The following is a 17,994-nucleotide window of genomic DNA, read 5'->3' on the forward strand; positions in this document are numbered from 1 at the left end:
AAAAGGGGAATCCCAACAGTCATTTTAATGATTGTTGAGACACCCGATTCTTCTACTTATTGTGGTAGGTATTCTTGGCCGTTAATTGATAGTTTAGAAGCAGAGATTAGAACTTCTTTATTCGCTTTAAAATAGGGCTCTAAAATAGTGTGGAATGCTTCCCATTTCTCGTAAATTTTTTCTTGTTCTTCTTTTTTATCAAGCTTTAAGATTTCTTCATAAAGCTGTTTTAATTGCTTGCTATCTGCTTCACTAACTTCGAATTCAAAGTCAGCCATGTATTCTTCAAATGTTCGAGACTTTATATACTGATCAATGATGTCATAAAATTCCCCGTATAGTTTATTTAATAAGTCAGTATTGTCATCTTTTTCTGCTTTTCGAATATCCTCATAAATAGTTTTTAGTTTTGCTAAAGTTTCAGCGGGGATATCTACTAACTCGAAGCCTTCCATATATTCTTCAAATGTTAGAGGTGGATAAAGTTCATCAAAATATGGTTTGAGGATTTCATGAAATTTCTCCATTTTTTCGTTAGCCTTTTCCTCTTGGCCATCTTTTTCAAGCTTTACCCATTCTTCATAAATAGCTTTAAACTGTTTTTTATCATTTTCTGTAATAATTATATTTTTTTCGCTAAATCCGTAATCTTCTATATATTCTTCAAATGATTGAGGTTGCCAATTAGCTAATATGTATGGTTTTTCAATTTTATACATATCATCATAGATTTTGTTAATTTCCTCAAATTTCTTGTCAAACTCTGCGTCTGTCATTTCATTTGACAATTCTTTTCTCAACTTCGCCACTTCATTAAACATTTTTTCTAATTTTGTTAGTTCGTCATTTGGTACTTCTTTAGGCAAGTACTTTTTATACACTTCGAAAGTGTAGAAGTCAGAATAATCCTCTACTACACCGCCTTCAACTGTGATTTCCTGTCCTTCTACTAAGTTCATTTGCTCTAGTTGTTCTTCAGAAAATTTATAGAAATTGATGTAGTAGTTTTTACCGTCTCTACCTTTTAAGTTAATCCCGTCTCCGTCGATGCTTTTAATCGTTCCTGTAATTTGTTGTTCGATTTGAACAGTAACATCAGTTGTTGGTTCTACTGAAGTAGCTCCTGCTTGTAGCGGTGTTAGAACAGCCATTCCTATTGTTAGTGCTGAAGCAATCATCCAAGATTTTTTAATCGGTGTTTTCATGATCATTTCTCCCTTTTTTTACTCTGGAACTTATAGTTTCCAATATTTAGACGAATTACCAAGTGGGAAGGTTCGTCATTTTTAAAAAAGTTAAAAACTTTAAAACATTCCATCTAAGTGCTTAAATAGTTGTATAACAATAAATTTGAGCGGCAGTCTAGCTTTAGGAAAGAAACTAATTCTATATGGCGAAATTTAGGTATCTATAGAACTTGTATTCCAATTTGATAGGTGGTGCGAACTTGGGAATCGCTGAAGTATTAACAATTGTCTTTGTAGTATTAAAACTATCAGGTGTTATTGCATGGTCTTGGTGGTTAGTTCTTTTGCCAGTGATCATATCGTTTAGCATTTACGCATTCATTTTGGTGATGAAGTTAGTAATGGTACTAATAGCTGTAGTGGCAGTGAAAAAACGTAGTTGAGAATTTAAAAAAGGGGATGGATACAAATGATTGAAGCTGTGATTTTTGATTTAGATGGAACATTGTTAGATCGTGATAGTTCTGTTCGCTCATTTATAGATCAGCAATACGAGCGGTTAAAGCCACATCTATCACATATTTTAAAAGAGACTTATGTTCATCGCTTTATTGAGCTCGATAATCATGGATATGTATGGAAGATAAAGTCTATCAGCAATTAATCAAAGAGTTTTCTATTGAGTTGTCACTAGAAGCACTGTTAGATGATTACTTACAGGAATTTAAAAATCATTGTGTTCCATTTGAAAATTTGCATAGCATGTTGCACAATTTGAAAAAGCATGGCTTAAAACTAGGTATGATAACGAATGGATATGGACAATTTCAACTAGATAATATACGAGCGTTAGGAATTGAAAATACTTTTGACGTGATTCTTATCTCTGAATGGGAGGGCATCAAAAAGCCAAATGCAGAAATATTTGACCGAGCATTATCTAAACTAGGGATATCCGCTAATGAAAGTCTGTACGTTGGAGACCATCCTTTAAATGATGTAGAAGCTGCTAAAAAAGTAGGAATGATGGCTATTTGGAAACGAAATGATGCATGGAAAAATGTTGAAGCGGATTACACCATTGATAATTTAAGAGAAATTCAAGATATTTTAAAGGTTTTGCAAAGGACTTGAAAAAACTAATAATTTATTTACCTTCTGATTTAAGAGTTATTATAGACAATAGGGAAGGCCAGTGATTTATTAGTGTTAAATACTGGCCTTTTTTGTCATTAACTTATTTAACTACAAGGAATTTTATGAGGAAAGAAAACCTCCACTAATTAAAGCTAAGTTACATTTTTCATTGCCTCACTATTATGCTTATATTTAAAAATTATCGCGAAAGCTAGTGCAAGAACGAGAGTATACGCTCCAAAAACCAACCAAATGTTTTGCCAGTTTCTTACGCCATCTACAGTGAAATAATCCACTACATTACCACTTATAATAGCCCCTGCATAAGCGCCAACCCCATTTACCATTGTGCTAAATAAGCCTTGAGCGCTTGCACGAATTCGATGATCGACTTCTTTTTCTACAAAAATGGCTCCCGAAATATTAAAGAAATCAAAGGCACAACCGTAAACAATCATAGATAGTATTAACAAGAGGAATCCGACTCCGGCTGGATTTCCGAATCCGAAGAATACAAACCGTAAAGTCCATGCCAGCATGCTGATTAGAATGACTTTCTTTATTCCATATCTACGTAAGAAAAATGGAATAGTTAGAATAAAGAAGACTTCTGACATTTGCGACACGGATAATAAAATCGCTGGATATTTAACGGCAATGCTATCTTTATAGTCAGGGTTCAACGCAAAGTCATGTAAAAATGGATTGCCGAATGTATTCGTAATTTGTAATGCAGCACCTAAAAGCATTGCAAAAAGGAAAAATAAAGCCATCTTCTTTTGTTTAAAAAGGACAAAAGCATCTAATCCTAACAGACTTATCAAAGACTTGTCCTTTTTCATATTTGATGTTGGGCAGTTAGGAAGTGTAAATGAATACAGAGCAAGCAACACCGAAGCACCCCCAGCAATGTATAACTGAATGTTGCTCAATTCGATTTTCGCAAGACTAATAATCCACATGGCAAGAATAAAACCAATTGTTCCGAAAACACGAATAGGCGGGAAGTCCTTCACTATATCGAGCCCTTTGCTTTCTAAGGAAACATAAGAAATCGTATTAGATAAAGCAAGTGTAGGCATATAAACTAGTGAATTAAAAAACATGACCCAAAACATAATAGAAGGATCTGAAATTTGAGCAGCAGTAAATAATGCAATCGCGCCAAGGAAATGTAAAATACCATATAAAATATTGGCTTTTACCCAACGATCGGCGATAATACCAATTAGACTCGGCATAAGGATTGCAGCAAGACCTTTTGAGCTATAAACAACGCCAACTTGCGCGCCAGTAAACTCCAACGTATTGATCATGTAAGAGCCGAGTGTAACAAGCCAAGAACCCCAAATAAAAAACTGAAGAAAAATCATTATTCTAAGACGTGATTTAATTCCCATTTTTTTACCCTCCTGATTAAGGTGATGAAGCCCATTAATGTTTTAAATGCGATTGGAAACTGTGCTTTCGTTAAAACTTCTTATCATTTAGATGAAAAGGGCTCATCACCATATTGTGGGATTGTTTTCTGTTCCGGCTGGGCGTCCTATGAGCCACTTCAATTGCGAACTAGGATCTGTGACGCTGTGCTCTCAAATGAATTAACCAGCTTTCACTGCAATCAACTTTTATTCATGACATACGTTTTAATCTTTGGTGATGAACCATAAATAAAGGATTTACATTCTTGCAACTGTTTCTTTTACTAGTTTGATAAATTTGTCTCTAACTAAAGCCGCGACTTCAATGACCTCATCATGACTTAATGGTTGATCTAAAATGCCACAGGCCATATTAGTTAAACAGGAAATGCCAAGCACTTTCATGTTTCCGTGAATTGCTACAATTGCTTCCGGCACCGTCGACATCCCGACAGCATCTGCCCCTAGAGTACGAATCATGCGAATTTCAGCTGGAGTTTCGTATGCTGGTCCACTCCACCAAGCATAAACACCTTCTTGTAAATGAATGTTTTGTTCTTTAGCTACCGTAGAAGCAATATTACGTAAATCAAGATTGTATACTTGAGAAACATCAGGGAAACGAGTGCCCAATTCATCATTATTTGGTCCAATTAATGGATTTGTTCCAACTAAATTAATATGATCAGTAATTAACATTAAATCACCTGGGGAAAAGCTTGTATTAATGGCACCACAGGCATTCGTAATAATAAGATTTTCTACTCCTAGCGCTTTCATTACACGTACTGGAAAAGTGACTTCATCTAAAGTGAAACCTTCATAGTAATGGAAACGACCTTTCATAGCCACGACTGTCTTTCCCATTAATTCTCCGATTATTAATTCGTTCGCATGACCGACTGCTCCCGATTTTGCAAAGTGAGGAATGTCACTATAAGGGATTTTGAAAGGGTTTACAATTTCATCTGCAAGAGCTCCTAACCCCGAACCTAAAATCAAACCGATTGTTGGACGGTGGTCAGTTTTACTCATGATAAAATCTATAGTTTCCGCAATATTCTGTGAATTGTGCATTTAATATTCCTCCTTAAATATTCTTTTCAATAAATTGTTTTTCCATTTCAAATAACAATCTATTAAAAACAGTGTAATCGATAATATAGTTAATGTAAATAACTTAAAATCATTTTGAAAAAAAGTGTGCACTAAATGATTGGTGAACAAAAGGTTAATCATAAATATGTATAACCCTTTTTGTATATAATGAAAAAAGATTGGATTATCCAACTTCTTCTTTCATAAGAAATCGTATAAAATAAGGGTAATCTATTAATTCATTTTTTGGAGGAGTATATGTTAAAGCAATTTGAGGGTTTAACATCACCGAAAACAAAAAGTCTAAAACTTTTATATAGCTTAGTTCGTAAATTAGGGCCAGTTAGGATCAATACACTTACCGAACTAACTGGATACAAACACGTAACGTGTGCACGATTATTAGATGAGCTTGTGCAGGAGGGGCTTATATACGATAGTGGCACTGGAGAGTCTAGTGGTGGGCGTAAACCATTAATGTACGTCATCAATCCTGATAAGTATTGTTTGATAGGAGTAGAAATAACCAGTTTATACACTACAGTGTTACTACTAGATTTAAAATTAAATATTATAGATGTTGCAAAATTAAAGATGGAAGTACAGTGTACGGGGGAGTACACGTTGAATTTTGTCACGAGATGCGTTAATGAGTTATTGGCTAAACATAACACCCAAAAAGATAAACTTCTAGGAATTGGGGTTGGGGTCATTGATTCAATTGACGAAGAGAGTGGAGCCATCATCAATTCTCATTTGTTCCCAGCAGGAGGGTGGGATCATCTAAATATTGTTGACTTTTTACAACAACAAAATGATACCCATGTATTTTTAGATAATGGAACAAATTTAGCAGCATTAGCTGAATACCGTAATCACTATTGGAATAAAACAGATAATTTAATTTTTGTCTCAAGTGATATGGGGATTCGCTGTGGTACTATTTTACAAGGTAGATTGGTAAGTAATAAAAACGAAATGGCGGATGCTTTTGGGCATGTTATTGTGGATGTACACGGGAGACTTTGTTCGTGTGGAGCATACGGCTGTCTACAAGCATATAGCAGCTTGCCAGCCATTCGTAATGAAGTAGTACATCGTTTGAAGCGTGGTAATTTTTCATCTCTTCAAGAAAAGGTTAATGATGTAGAAGATATCGATTTTCACCATGTATTAAATGCTTTAGAGCAGGAAGATCCACTTTGTTTAGAGGTAGTGAAGGATGCGGCTTACTATTTTGGCATCGGCCTCAGCAATTTAATTTTCCTTATGCGTCCAGATATTGTCATCTGTGGAGGAACCTTAGTACCAAAACCGCTGTTCTACGAAGTAGCTTCTGAAACAGCACAAAATCGACTAATGCACTATCCTACTAGCAATGTCCAGATAATGAAATCAACTACAGCATACAATATCGTTGCTCAAGGCGCCGGCTGTATGGTATTAGATTATTTCACTGAAGAGCTTCTGCCATGAATAATGGCGATGCTAATTACCTTTTATGATTCACATAAATTGAAAGAAAACTGACCGTATAGCGAAATGGTCAGCTTTTCTTTCTATATTTTAATTGGTTTTACTTCTATTTGATCAACAATGAATTCGTTCTTAGCACTATCAAATTTGTATGTGATATAGAAATCAGCTACAAATGTTTGAGACACTCTCCCATCAAGTTTTGGGAATGCACTTGCAGCAAGGTGTAATTCCATACAATATCCTATAATTCAATGAATTAAGAAGACTTTATCTCATTTATTTGTTTGATAAGTTTTAACGGCAGGAGGAACATAGGAAGCACATTTATCTAACAGTGCCGTAACGTCTTCATCTACAAGTAGTGCATTTCGATATTGGGCTTGTAAAAATTGTTCATTTTGCATATGGTCAAATAACCCAATGAGTAAATCATAATAATGATTGATATTTAATATACCACAAGGCTTTTGCAGAAGGCCGATTTGATTCCAAGTGAATACTTCGAATAATTCTTCTAACGTACCAGGTCCCCCGGGTAAAGCAATAAAGCCATCAGCTAGCTCCATCATTTTGCTTTTGCGTTCATGCATAGAATTAACGACAATTAGCTCAGTTAAATGCTTATGAGAAATTTCACGTTCCTCTAATAACGTCGGGATAACCCCAATGACCTTGCCACCTTCACGAAGAACCGTGTCTGCTACTGTTCCCATCACACCGACACTCGCTCCGCCATAAATTAAGGTAATATTACGTTTTGCTAATTCTTTTCCTAGAAGAATAGCTCCTTCTTTATATGCCTCAGAAGCACCGATGCTTGATCCGCAAAATACTGCAATACTATCCATAATGGTTCCTCCACATCTAATAAGTTTTTTCCGCAATAACGGTTAGTGAACATTAATAAGAAGCGAGGGATAAAAAAACCTCACCGATTCACGTTTCACTTTTATAGTATAATTTAATTTTAAGAGGAAAGAAATGGAGGAAGAAGAAATGGAATTAAATGAGTTTCAAAAATGGGTCAAGGATTATTATGATACACGTGGTTGGTCTGATTTAAGTATTTTTACGCGTATTGGCTTTCTAGCTGAAGAAACTGGAGAAGTAGCAAGAGCTATACGAGCTTTGGAAATCGGTAGGGATCGACCAGATGAAAAGATTCAATCCTATGATGAAAATAAGCAAGAATTAGTAGAGGAGCTTGGAGATGTGTTAGGGAATATTATAGCTATTGCAAATAAATATGATATCTCACTTGAAGAAATTTTTTCAGCTCATCAGGAAAAGCTAATGGAGCGTTATAAAGCATAGAGATACATATGGAAAGGGGATTCATATGGATTATCAAGTAGAGATTTTATTGGAAAAACACGATGACTTTACTACGTTTCTAAATACAAAGATTAGAGAGTACAACGATGAACATTCACCGTACCATAAAGAAAGTAGACAAAAGGGTACTATTCGTCCGTTAAATTTAATCGTAACCGATCCTCAACAGCAATGGATTGGTGGCATCACAGCTGAAGTGTATTGGGGATGGGTGGAAATCAATAAGTTTTGGTTTAGTCAAGAATTCCGTGGAAAAGGCATTGGGGGACAGTTATTGGAAAAAGCTGAAGAAACAGCCAAACAAATGGGGGCTATGAAGGCATTGTTAACTACATATGACTTTCAAGCACGTACGTTTTATGAAAGATGGGGCTATCAAGTTGTTGGCGAAATAAAAGATTATCCCCCGGGCAGTAGCTATTTTACAATGGTAAAACAGCTCGTTTAAGTTTAGAAAGGCTGTCTGATTAGCTCTTTCCTACAGCCTTCTGTTATATCCGTACATATCCACGAACCCCCAAAATTAACTGAACAACTAACAATTCAATAACTTTCTCCGAGTTCCTGCAACTACCTCGACTTGCCACACATGCTCTTCTAAATTAGAGCACTGTTCAAAAAAATATATAGCTGAAAGATGTCTAAAAAAACTCTCCAATGTCAAACTTATAATAAAGGGGAGATTTAGTGTGTACTCGATATCAAACTTTAAATTACTTGTGGATAAGCAAGCTGAAATTGATACCATTCATCAAAATTGTGATAATTTAATGCAGACAACTGTAACACCTAAAATGGATGCAGAAGTCAATACATTGTTAGATGCCATTAATAAAAAATTAACTGAACAAGGCTTTACCATTACAGTAACATCTACTGGACTAATCGCAAATTATAATGAAGCAGTTATTAATGTTGACAAGCATTCGAAAGATTTGGAGGAGTGCTTTTTCATTAATTTAAATAGTTATGCGGAGGATCAAGTTTCCATTGTTTTAGACGTTTCCGATACAATGATGCCAAAGATCTCTAATAACCTAGATGGCTATTCTGAGATTATCGAGCAAATGACTGATACATTAAAGTACGCAAAAAGTCTCGAAAAAGCTTGTACTTCACCAACGTTTATTTATAAAACTCAAAGCAATATTATTTTTCATTCGGCTGAAGAAGTAGTCAATCATTATTTTCAGTAAATAAGAAGCCACCCTAATAGATATATAGGGTGGCCAGTTAAGGAAGTGCTATTGATTTAGTTATTCCCGCTACAATAGTTTAATCAATAAATTTTTCTTCCGAATATGAACAGTATCATCGTTAAGATGAAGAAATATAGTGGCATCATCATCAATGAACCATTATGCAGGAAACTCATACCTGACGTTATGAAGCTTACGAGTAAGTAATAGCCTAAGCTGAAAATCGCGCCAGCTGTCCCGATTACGTCTTGAAAGTTGACAAGCGCAAGGCTTAAGCAATTAGGTAGAGCCATTCCTGATCCTAATAACGTAATAAAAAGGGTCGCTAAAATGCCCATTAGTAAGACGATAGTAGGCAATGGTAAAATACTAACGATTAGTAGTAATAAAGCACCAACCGTCATGACAAAACAACCGAGATGAATAACTTTTTCCGGCTGATATTTGCTGATCAATCTTTTGGAAATCATTGCACCAATAATAGAGGCAAGAGCCACGATTATGCCAAGGAATCCATAAAGTCCTGGAGATAAATTAAAGTGGTCGATAAAGATAAAAGGAGCTTCAGCATAGTAACTGAATAACACACCATTTATCCCGCCAATTAGCAATCCAAAGACAAGAACTCTTGGAGATGAAATCATTCGCTTTACAACTGGGAAAATAGCTATTCTTTTTCTCGTTGATTTATCTGTTGTTTCAGGAAGTCTGAAATAAGCGTAGATAAACAACAAAATACTCATCGCAACGAGCACAAAGAAAACAGCTCTAAAACCAAGTGCTTGATCGACCCAGCCACCAATCAGCGGCCCTACTGCAGGAGTAAACGCAATCACTGCAGAAATTTGCGCAAACATCGCATGTCTTTTACTACCAGATACACTTTCTCGCAAAATGGTTTGCGTTATAATGGAGCCAGTCGCTGCCCCAAAAGCTTGTATAAATCTACTAATTAATAGAAAAGTGATAGTTTCTGCGTAAAAACACATGAAACTTCCAATACCATAGAAAATTAAACCGCCCAGCATAGCTGGTCTTCGTCCAATAAAATCAGAAAGCCATCCCCAACAAAAGACCCCCATAGCAAACCCTATAAAATAAATACTTAAGGTTAACTGTACAGAGCGATTAGAAGCATTTAATGCATCCGATATATCAGGTAGAGATGGTGTATAGATTGTCTCGCTAATCTGTGGAAAAGCTACAAGAACAATCATTAATAATAAAGATGGTGCTACATATTTTTTCAACTTATTGCCCTCCTACAAGCAAAATCTACTTCTTTAGAAAAGAGTAGACGTAGCTAGGGAAACGGCGGGACCATTATAAGTATTCGTTCATAAGATGTCATTTTCAATCACCTAAATATGCTTAAAGTAGGAGTGCATAGTCTAGCTTCTATTATAGAGATATTTGTTAATTTTAATAGACTTAAATAGAAATAATTTCAATATATATTAAAAATTTGGAAAATGATATTAGTTTAGCGTTATGTTTATTAAAACTTCTGCTTTGTATAAAAGTTGATTGGAGTGGAGGCTGGGTGACTCCTTGGGGATTAGCGTCACAGATGAGACCCTGGAGCGAGCAACGCGAGTGAAGCGGCTCATCGGACGCCCCCAGGAAAGCGCACAGCCGGAACGGAAATCAACCTCACGTTATGCTATTTGGTGTCCTTTTTTGTTTTTAAAGGATTTTAATAGAAGTATGGAGAATAGATGTTATTAAAGGGGGTGAAGTATGTGTTTCCAAATTTAGAGACCGAAAGACTTATTTTAAGAGAGCTGACGCAGGATGATGCGCAAAGCCTTTTCAATTGTTTTTCTAATGAAGAAGTCACACGTTATTACGGACAAGAACCATTTATAGAGTTACAGCAAGCAGAAGATTTAGTGGAATTATTTTCAAAGAACTTTGCTGCAAAAAGAGGAATAAGATGGGGCATTGAAAGGAAGGGAATAAAGGGGATAATCGGGACAATCGGTTTTCACGCCTGGTCGCCTATACATAGACGAGCAGAAATCGGTTATGAAATTAATCCTGATTATTGGCGAAAAGGATATACGCAAGAAGCGGTTACCGAAATTGTGTCGTATGGCTTTCAGCAAATGGGGCTGACTCGTATAGGTGCTGTAGTATTTCTTGAAAACGAAGCTTCGAATAAGCTGCTAACCAAAATAGGCTTTCAAAAAGAAGGAACTCTTAGAGATTATATGTATCAAAATGGGCAGGCACACGATACATTTGTCTATTCCATTTTAAACAATAGATAAGGAATTACTTACTCCCTTATTAACGGCCAGTAATAATCCTACCTTGAAATTTAGCAAAATGAGGAAGTTGGGTGGGAGCTAAACTGCCCGTCAAAGCCCGATTCGTTCAACTAATAATCAGTGGGGATGAAGAAAACACCACTGATTAAAGTTTCACTTTATTGATGATAAATCTTTTAACCTACGTAAATATGTTTTTAATATCGGTATACCTTTTATTGGATAATAAATGATAACTAAGATATGGTTTTGTGCTTACTTTTTTCGGTTATAGTGCTAATAAAGGCATCGTTTTATTAGTAGTGAAAAAGTAACGTAAGGAGCTTTGATAGAATGGAGATACAATATAGCACAGCTTATTTTGAAAAGTTGGATTTACTTGAAATTCTATATGCAGGGCAGGCAGCGCTAAAAGAAGCACTACCCACGCACAATGTCAGTAAAAATCATTTGGAACGCTTTGAACAAATAGAAGCAGCCATTACTAAGCTAAATAAGGAAATTCGAATACTCGAGCTAAACATAATCCAGTCCGTAAAATAAACAAAATAAAAAAACTCATGCAAAAAGTAATGAACATTGCATGAGTTTTTTTGTTGTGTTTCATGTAATATGATTGATCTTAAATTTTTCCTCATCCATAAAATTTCTTTTAATGAATCGTCTTTATAGGAATTGCGATTTACTATTTTTCACATCACTTTGGTAGCTTTAAATGAGCGAGAGGATTAAAAACAACATGTAAAGATGTAGCGAAAGCAGAAATAAATAAAATTTAAACAGCTAAATGGGTCAAGTCACAAATATTATAGCTACATATTATTAAATGCCAAATACAAGATTTTTGCAGTATTTGGTATTATTTTTGTTTATGTACGTGTTCTAATTTATATTCAAAAACAATGAAAATTCAACGTTATTTTCTCCTATTAACGTTCATTTTTAAACATGGTGTGGCGCAAATTTAATAAGTTTTTTAGGGTTTTATATAAAATTTTCATCATTTGGCAAATATTTAACTTGAATTTATTTTAAGAAGAAGTTAATATGAAGTTAACTTCACATGAAGTAAACTTCATGTTTTAGAGGGGAGATTGTTTTGAAACGAAAGTTATTTCAAAGATTATTAATAGCGTTACTTGCAATAATGTTAGGTGTTATTAGTCTTTTGGTGAATCAAACAGATAAAGTGTCAGCTATCTATCTTTTCATTACTGGTACTGTTATTTTGATTGCATCGCTAACGATTTATTTAAGAAAATCAGAAAAAGAGGATGATTTATCGAAAGAATATGATGAAAGAGATGCTCTTATTGATGGACATGCTTCAAATATAACTATGCAATGTATAACGTCATTAATAATAGTGTTGCTATTTTTGAGTAATTTTATTGTATTATCTGTAAAAGCGGTTCTTTTACTATTAATACTCGCTCTTTTCATCCTCAATAATGTAACGAAATTTTTCTATGATCGAGTCCTTTAAAGGAGGGCGAACATGGAGAATAGAGTACGAGATTTAAGAAAACTGCATAATTTAACTCAACAAGAATTGGCTGATCGTGTAAGTGTATCGTCAAGAACGATTATTTCTCTTGAGAATCAGAAGTATAATCCTTCTGTATTACTTGCTTATAAAATTGCATCGATTTTTAATAAATCGATTGAGGAAGTTTTTATTTTTGATGAAAATGACAAATAAGGAGTTTATTTAAGTATGTTAGGTTTAGTTAGTATTTTTATCATTTTTGGGATTGTTTTAACTGCTTGGGGAATTTATCGAATGAAATCAGATGATGGTATTTTTGGGAAGACTCAAAAAAGTAAAAATATATTTAATCTTTTTTTAATGGGGGAAGCATCTGGAATCGGCCAGTTTTTAAGTGGTATTGTTTGTGTAATTGTTGGAGTAGCTATTTTATTGTTAGGATAACCCTAAAATCTGCCATTCGTTTAATCTTATATATTTTAGGAAAAAACCAGGACTCATTTAATAATTTGAGTACCTGGTTATTTTGTGCTTATTTTTATAAAATCCATATTTTGTATAAAATACACTACCTTGTTTCGACTTCTCTTTTAAATTTCGATTGAAACTTCTTCTCCATCCTCGGAAATTTTCCTTTTTGATGAATTATCCTCTTTATAGGAACTCCGTTTTACTACAGATAGAAGTACTACTAAAATACTTACAACAGCAATCCAGCATAATGTAACTGCTGCTGTACTCCAAAGTTCTCCGTTAAAGAAAAGAATCTCCTTTAATCCTTCAAACATAAAGCGGAACGGTAACCATGGATAGATCCAATCAGCGTAAAAGCTAGGCATCATTTCTGGTGCGATTTGTAGAAGAGGTAAACCAAAGAACATTAATAGAATAAAAATCGGTAAACTTGCAAATTGGATCCATGTAGTGATCGCTAGTATAAATAAAATAAATGTAGTACAAGTCAGTGATAAAAATAGAGCAACATGGTTAAAATTTGAAAACTCATATTCCAGCATCCAAGTGGTGTACCAAGTTAATAAATATCCTCCAAATAAACCAATGATAATGGCCATTAGAGCCTGAAGTCCACGGAATTTCATTTGCTCCAATGCAGAATTAAACTTACGATTTCTTCCAGTGAACCACAACAGAATAGCACTGACTAAACTACTGATCCAAATCGGCTGGAAGAATGATAGTGGTGCATTGCCTAATTTACCGGTTTCATGTACAGTGACTATTTCGTTTTGGATAGGCGTTGAATAAGTACGTGCTTGATTAGCATTTAACGCCATATTATTTTTTTCAGAAACAGCTAATAATTGGGCACTGACATAGGCATTCATTTTTTCGACCATTGTTGATAAAGCTTGAGTAACCATAGTTGCAGCGTTTGCATTTTTTCCTTGGTTTATATAAATTTTTAGCATTGCTGATGTAGGTGTTGGTGTTTGGAATGAAGCATACTTTTCAGAAAAATCTTTAGGGATATAAATAGCTCCATATAATTCTTGATTCGCTAATTTTTCTTTCATGTCTTGTTCATTTTTTAATACTACCCATTTAAAGGGAACTTCCTTTGTTGCTTGTGCATTTTTTTGAATCATCTCGACAAACGTTTGCCCCATGTTACCCCCATCCTCAAGAACAAGACCGATTGGAAGATTTTTAGGGGATGAATGTGCTCCAGGAATTTGTGTTGCTACAAAAATGAAGGATAATAAGAGTACAGCAATAAAGGCTACACCGAAAAACTTATTTTCTTTCATAATTATTCTCCTTTCAGATAATGTACATCGTGTTGATTATTTCTTAGCTTGATTATATACTCTAAAAAAATCACTTCCTATAATCAAAAGCTGCAAAAGTGTTCAATACTCAACAAATATAAAAATGTGTTCATTAAAAGGAAGGAATGATTTCATGACAAAAACGGACCGACGAATTATACGAACGAAAAATGACATTAAACAAGCATTTTTTTCTTTACTTTCTGAAAAGAACTTTGAAGCGATCACGGTTCGGGATATTACGGAGCGTGCCGATATTAATCGTGGAACTTTTTATCTACACTACGTAGATAAATACAATTTATTAGAACAGTACGAGAACGAAATTTTTTTAAAATTCAATGTCATTTTAGATGAAGGGGCACAGTTAGATTTGAATATCAATCAGTTTAAACATAAACGATTGCCTATAATGATCCAAATTTTACAAGTGTTTTATGAAGAAGCTGATTTCCTAAAATTAATATTAGGTCCACATGGTGATCCATTTTTCCATGAAAAAATGAGACAGTTTTTCGTGAGATACTTCAATACTTATCTAGTTAATCGTATTGATAAAAGCAAATGGAGGTTTCCAATTGAATTAATATTAGCGTATAACTCAAATGCCCTTTTAGGGGTTATTACGTACTGGCTGCAACACGATATGCAACAATCTCCAGAGGAAATTGCTACTATGTTGGTAGAAACAATGATAAACGGACCTTTTGAAGCTAGTGGATTACGTTCAATTATTGAAAAAGATAGCGAGTAGGAGTAGAGAGTCCCTTGGATGAGTGAAGAGGCACTGTAAGAGGTACGGAAGAAGAATAGATAAAGGCAAAATGAATGGAAGTAAGATTTAAATGAAAATCCAACGATGATTTGGGGAAATCCGTAGCGGAAGCGGACAGCTGAAACGATCGAATTTTTACAATAATGATTTTAATCACTGTTAACTTTTGATAACAATAACTTATGGTAATTTATGATTAACATTAATTTTACTTATGTGTAGAGAAGTTGTAAAATAGTGTTAGCAAGAATATCCATAAAGATTGGTATTAAAAACAGAAAAGAGTGATGAAGATGGGAATTGATTTTCACAATAAGGACAATCAAACTACTTATACAACTCGTGATGCTGACCATTCATGGATTGCAACAATGAAAGAACTTGTCCCTATCACGAGTATTGCTAGGGCTGCGGACATTGGCTGTGGCGGAGGAATTTACGCTAAAGCATTAGCCGATATGGGCGTAACTTCTGTGATCGGTGTGGATTTTTCACAGACAATGCTCGTTGGGGCAAAAGAAAACTGTAAACAATATCATCATATAACTTTCAAGCAAGGAAATGCATTGGCGACAGGCTTAGACGATGAGAGCTTTCAGTTAGTACTGGAACGAGCTTTAATTCATCATATCCAAGATGTAAAGGCTTGTTTTCAAGAGGCATATAGGATTTTGGAGGATAAAGGGGTCTATATTATCCAAGACCGGACTCCTGAAGATTGTCTACTAAAAGGGGATGACTGCCATATTAGAGGCTATTTCTTTGAACGGTTTCCAAAATTAAAGGAACAAGAAATTAAACGCAGACATAGTAGTGATTTAGTAGTTGAGACCCTTAAGGAAATTGGTTTTAGTGAGATTACAGCAGTGAAATTATGGGAAACAAGAAATGTGTATGAACAGAAAGATCAATTGTTAAACGATTTACGGCAAAGAACAGGAAGAAGTATCTTACACGAGTTAGACGAAGAAGAATTAAGTGAATTAGTGAATTATATTGATAAGTCCATTTCAACTGAGAGATCTATTATGGAAAAGGATAGATGGACCATTTGGAAAGCTGTAAAGTGATAATTAAGGATTCTTTATCAATGTAGAGAGGCGTTATCCGTCGGTTGAGTAATTCATTCCTTCAGTAGGGCTCTACTATCCGTCGTTTCAATAAAATGAAGCTCTCGTTCGCTATTCAAACGAGAGCTTTTAACTTCTTTCAGCAGGTGTCCAAACACCCACTGTAATAGAGGAACTCAGTCTAAGAACGCCACGTCCTGTGGCAATGACTGAGTGACCAACATCACATTGGCCCAAAGCCGATTCCGGACGCAATTTTGCCGAGGCATAATTGATCTATTTATTTACCTACTAATGCAACTAGGTATTTATCTCGATCCGCTTCCTCCAGCATTTTGTTATCGACTAGCATTGCACCGTATCTCACATTTGTCATATCCTGATCAACTAAAAATTGAACATTCACTTTTTCGGTTTTATTATTGACAGGACAATCTCCTTTAAATTCTACAACGTCCTGTCCTTTTTGAGTTTCAAAATATACCCAATATGGATTTTTACAAGTGTTGGAAAAGCCAGATTCTAACGATTTATTACTATTTTCAAATGAATAGTTTTTAACATATGTAATATAATCATTTTCTGTAATGTCCTTTTGTGGACCGTAAAAATACCAGAATACCCCTAAAATCCCGATTGGCACAATCCATAGAATGTTCCTTTTGCTTAATTTCCCCATATTTGCGAGCCCCCTTTATGAGAATATTTTATCATCTTTCCACTGATTTTTGCTAGCTTACTATAATATTTTCTAGTTTAGGATTTAATATTGTAAATAAGGCCATTTCGACGGATGTTTGTTGATGAATGGTTTTTTTATTTCTAAATATTTAAGGAAACTATGTGGCTTATAATGACGTCATTTATGAACGTAAGTAAGTATTCAACTGGATTTATGTGATTTATGTCGCAATGTTTGAACATTGAGTTCCTGAAAAGACATTACTTGTTACATGTCAAAATGAATTGGAGAACTTTATTTACTAAGAAATTAAAAGCAAGGAGTTTTACAAAATGAATTATGGACTATTTCAATGGATTAATGATATAGCGGGTCGCTATCCTTTTCTGGATAAAGGGATGATTTTCATCACCGATAGCGTTCCTTATGTCGTAATCGTATTCATGTTATTTTTATGGTTTACTGCAAACAAAGAAAAAAGGGTAGAAAAACAATACACTGCTTTATACATTGTCTTTACATGTTTACTAGGATTGGGTTTAAACGCACTCATTCACATGGTCTACTATCATCCACGACCATTTATCACATATAGTGTTCATCAATTAGTACCACATGCTAATGATTCTTCGTTTGTAAGTGATCATTCAGTATTAGTATTCGCTGTAGCATGTACGTTGCTTTTACGAAAAGACTCGTGGAAATATCCTGTATTGGTATGGGCCATCCTAGTAGGTATTTCTCGTATTTATGTCGGCGTTCATTATCCAGCGGATGTAATTGGCGGAGCACTTCTGTCATTTGGCGCAAGTTTTGTCATTATCAAGTTTTCTAAAAAATTGGAGCCGGTCGTACAGATCCTATTCAATATCTATAATAGACTAACGAAACGAATCCCTTTTTTAGCAAAATTCAGCCATTAAAATCTACGTCAGGGAAATTAATAAAGCAAAGCAAAGCAAAGAGTCACATTTTTATGTGGCTCTTTGTTTCGTTAAGAAAAGAATATATAGATTAATAATTTGTAATAATGAACTGTGCTTTACATTTATTTGCTTT

At 34.7% G+C, this 17,994-nt stretch carries 20 protein-coding genes and 1 pseudogene; 14 read left to right on the top strand and 7 right to left on the bottom strand.

Translation table 11 applies throughout. From position 1 onward, the window contains the following. Positions 1 to 56: 56 nt before the first annotated feature. Positions 57 to 1,205, bottom strand: coding sequence for a hypothetical protein (locus tag ACQKN2_RS01590; protein WP_427413365.1), 1,149 nt, complete (start codon positions 1,203 to 1,205; stop codon positions 57 to 59). A 242-nt stretch (positions 1,206 to 1,447) separates the two neighbouring features. On the opposite strand from ACQKN2_RS01590, the gene ACQKN2_RS01595 reads away from it, so the two are divergent. Both ACQKN2_RS01595 and ACQKN2_RS01600 read left to right on the top strand, forming a co-directional pair. Then, a complete protein-coding gene (locus ACQKN2_RS01595) occupies positions 1,448 to 1,630 on the top strand; it encodes a transmembrane Fragile-X-F protein (RefSeq protein WP_427413366.1) in 183 nt (60 codons plus the stop codon). Positions 1,631 to 1,656: 26 nt separating this feature from the next. After that, positions 1,657 to 2,321, top strand: a pseudogene (locus ACQKN2_RS01600) (HAD family hydrolase). Positions 2,322 to 2,476: 155 nt separating this feature from the next. Here ACQKN2_RS01600 and ACQKN2_RS01605 read toward each other — a convergent pair. Together ACQKN2_RS01605 and ACQKN2_RS01610 are read right to left on the bottom strand one after the other, a co-directional pair. Further along, the gene (locus tag ACQKN2_RS01605; protein ID WP_427413367.1) at positions 2,477 to 3,724 is read right to left on the bottom strand and encodes a nucleoside permease; all 1,248 of its coding nucleotides are present in this window, start codon (positions 3,722 to 3,724) and stop codon (positions 2,477 to 2,479) included. A gap of 279 nt (positions 3,725 to 4,003) precedes the next feature. Further along, a complete protein-coding gene (locus ACQKN2_RS01610) occupies positions 4,004 to 4,822 on the bottom strand; it encodes a purine-nucleoside phosphorylase (RefSeq protein ID WP_427413368.1) in 819 nt (272 codons plus the stop codon). A 279-nt stretch (positions 4,823 to 5,101) separates the two neighbouring features. Between ACQKN2_RS01610 and ACQKN2_RS01615 the strand changes: the two genes are divergently transcribed. Continuing rightward, a complete protein-coding gene (locus ACQKN2_RS01615; protein ID WP_427413369.1) occupies positions 5,102 to 6,319 on the top strand; it encodes an ROK family protein in 1,218 nt (405 codons plus the stop codon). A gap of 275 nt (positions 6,320 to 6,594) precedes the next feature. On the opposite strand, the gene ACQKN2_RS01620 is transcribed toward ACQKN2_RS01615, so the two are convergent. After that, complete coding sequence (locus tag ACQKN2_RS01620) at positions 6,595 to 7,170, bottom strand: TIGR00730 family Rossman fold protein (protein WP_427413370.1); 576 nt, start codon at positions 7,168 to 7,170, stop codon at positions 6,595 to 6,597. Positions 7,171 to 7,318: 148 nt separating this feature from the next. Here ACQKN2_RS01620 and ACQKN2_RS01625 point away from each other — a divergent pair, with 148 nt between their 5' ends. The 3 genes from ACQKN2_RS01625 to ACQKN2_RS01635 all read left to right on the top strand — a co-directional run bounded on the left by ACQKN2_RS01625 (position 7,319) and on the right by ACQKN2_RS01635 (position 8,853). Then, entirely contained in the window at positions 7,319 to 7,636 is a 318-nt protein-coding gene (locus ACQKN2_RS01625) for a MazG nucleotide pyrophosphohydrolase domain-containing protein (RefSeq protein WP_427413501.1), read from the top strand. Between the two features lie 25 nt (positions 7,637 to 7,661). Further along, positions 7,662 to 8,105 (top strand): GNAT family N-acetyltransferase, encoded by a 444-nt coding sequence (locus ACQKN2_RS01630; RefSeq protein ID WP_427413371.1) that lies wholly within the window; start codon positions 7,662 to 7,664, stop codon positions 8,103 to 8,105. A gap of 241 nt (positions 8,106 to 8,346) precedes the next feature. After that, the gene (locus ACQKN2_RS01635; RefSeq protein ID WP_427413372.1) at positions 8,347 to 8,853 is read left to right on the top strand and encodes a hypothetical protein; all 507 of its coding nucleotides are present in this window, start codon (positions 8,347 to 8,349) and stop codon (positions 8,851 to 8,853) included. 83 nt (positions 8,854 to 8,936) lie between these two features. Here the strand turns inward: ACQKN2_RS01635 and ACQKN2_RS01640 are convergent, their stop codons facing one another. Next, the gene (locus ACQKN2_RS01640; RefSeq protein WP_427413373.1) at positions 8,937 to 10,106 is read right to left on the bottom strand and encodes a multidrug effflux MFS transporter; all 1,170 of its coding nucleotides are present in this window, start codon (positions 10,104 to 10,106) and stop codon (positions 8,937 to 8,939) included. A 492-nt stretch (positions 10,107 to 10,598) separates the two neighbouring features. Here ACQKN2_RS01640 and ACQKN2_RS01645 point away from each other — a divergent pair, with 492 nt between their 5' ends. The 5 genes from ACQKN2_RS01645 to ACQKN2_RS01665 all read left to right on the top strand — a co-directional run bounded on the left by ACQKN2_RS01645 (position 10,599) and on the right by ACQKN2_RS01665 (position 13,062). Further along, the gene (locus ACQKN2_RS01645; protein ID WP_427413374.1) at positions 10,599 to 11,129 is read left to right on the top strand and encodes a GNAT family N-acetyltransferase; all 531 of its coding nucleotides are present in this window, start codon (positions 10,599 to 10,601) and stop codon (positions 11,127 to 11,129) included. Positions 11,130 to 11,462: 333 nt separating this feature from the next. After that, positions 11,463 to 11,672: a hypothetical protein gene (locus tag ACQKN2_RS01650; protein ID WP_376075702.1), complete on the top strand. Its 210-nt coding sequence runs from the start codon at positions 11,463 to 11,465 to the stop codon at positions 11,670 to 11,672. 556 nt (positions 11,673 to 12,228) lie between these two features. Continuing rightward, the gene (locus ACQKN2_RS01655; protein ID WP_427413375.1) at positions 12,229 to 12,615 is read left to right on the top strand and encodes a hypothetical protein; all 387 of its coding nucleotides are present in this window, start codon (positions 12,229 to 12,231) and stop codon (positions 12,613 to 12,615) included. A 12-nt stretch (positions 12,616 to 12,627) separates the two neighbouring features. Further along, the gene (locus tag ACQKN2_RS01660) at positions 12,628 to 12,831 is read left to right on the top strand and encodes a helix-turn-helix transcriptional regulator (RefSeq protein WP_427413376.1); all 204 of its coding nucleotides are present in this window, start codon (positions 12,628 to 12,630) and stop codon (positions 12,829 to 12,831) included. 15 nt (positions 12,832 to 12,846) lie between these two features. Then, entirely contained in the window at positions 12,847 to 13,062 is a 216-nt protein-coding gene (locus ACQKN2_RS01665) for a hypothetical protein (protein ID WP_427413377.1), read from the top strand. Between the two features lie 146 nt (positions 13,063 to 13,208). Here the strand turns inward: ACQKN2_RS01665 and ACQKN2_RS01670 are convergent, their stop codons facing one another. Beyond that, a complete protein-coding gene (locus ACQKN2_RS01670; RefSeq protein ID WP_427413378.1) occupies positions 13,209 to 14,387 on the bottom strand; it encodes a YhgE/Pip domain-containing protein in 1,179 nt (392 codons plus the stop codon). A 154-nt stretch (positions 14,388 to 14,541) separates the two neighbouring features. Here ACQKN2_RS01670 and ACQKN2_RS01675 point away from each other — a divergent pair, with 154 nt between their 5' ends. Both ACQKN2_RS01675 and ACQKN2_RS01680 read left to right on the top strand, forming a co-directional pair. Beyond that, positions 14,542 to 15,162, top strand: coding sequence for a TetR/AcrR family transcriptional regulator (locus ACQKN2_RS01675; protein WP_427413379.1), 621 nt, complete (start codon positions 14,542 to 14,544; stop codon positions 15,160 to 15,162). A 314-nt stretch (positions 15,163 to 15,476) separates the two neighbouring features. Then, the gene (locus tag ACQKN2_RS01680; RefSeq protein WP_427413380.1) at positions 15,477 to 16,253 is read left to right on the top strand and encodes a class I SAM-dependent methyltransferase; all 777 of its coding nucleotides are present in this window, start codon (positions 15,477 to 15,479) and stop codon (positions 16,251 to 16,253) included. Between the two features lie 280 nt (positions 16,254 to 16,533). Here the strand turns inward: ACQKN2_RS01680 and ACQKN2_RS01685 are convergent, their stop codons facing one another. Next, positions 16,534 to 16,932: a glucosamine 6-phosphate synthetase gene (locus ACQKN2_RS01685; RefSeq protein WP_427413381.1), complete on the bottom strand. Its 399-nt coding sequence runs from the start codon at positions 16,930 to 16,932 to the stop codon at positions 16,534 to 16,536. Between the two features lie 335 nt (positions 16,933 to 17,267). Between ACQKN2_RS01685 and ACQKN2_RS01690 the strand changes: the two genes are divergently transcribed. Then, positions 17,268 to 17,858, top strand: a complete 591-nt coding sequence (locus ACQKN2_RS01690; RefSeq protein WP_427413382.1) for an undecaprenyl-diphosphatase — start codon at positions 17,268 to 17,270, stop codon at positions 17,856 to 17,858. The last annotated feature ends 136 nt before the right edge of the window (positions 17,859 to 17,994 follow it).

Source organism: Lysinibacillus sp. NPDC093688 (genome assembly GCF_050280145.1).
Taxonomy (GTDB): Bacteria; Bacillota; Bacilli; order Bacillales_A; family Planococcaceae; genus Lysinibacillus; species Lysinibacillus xylanilyticus_B.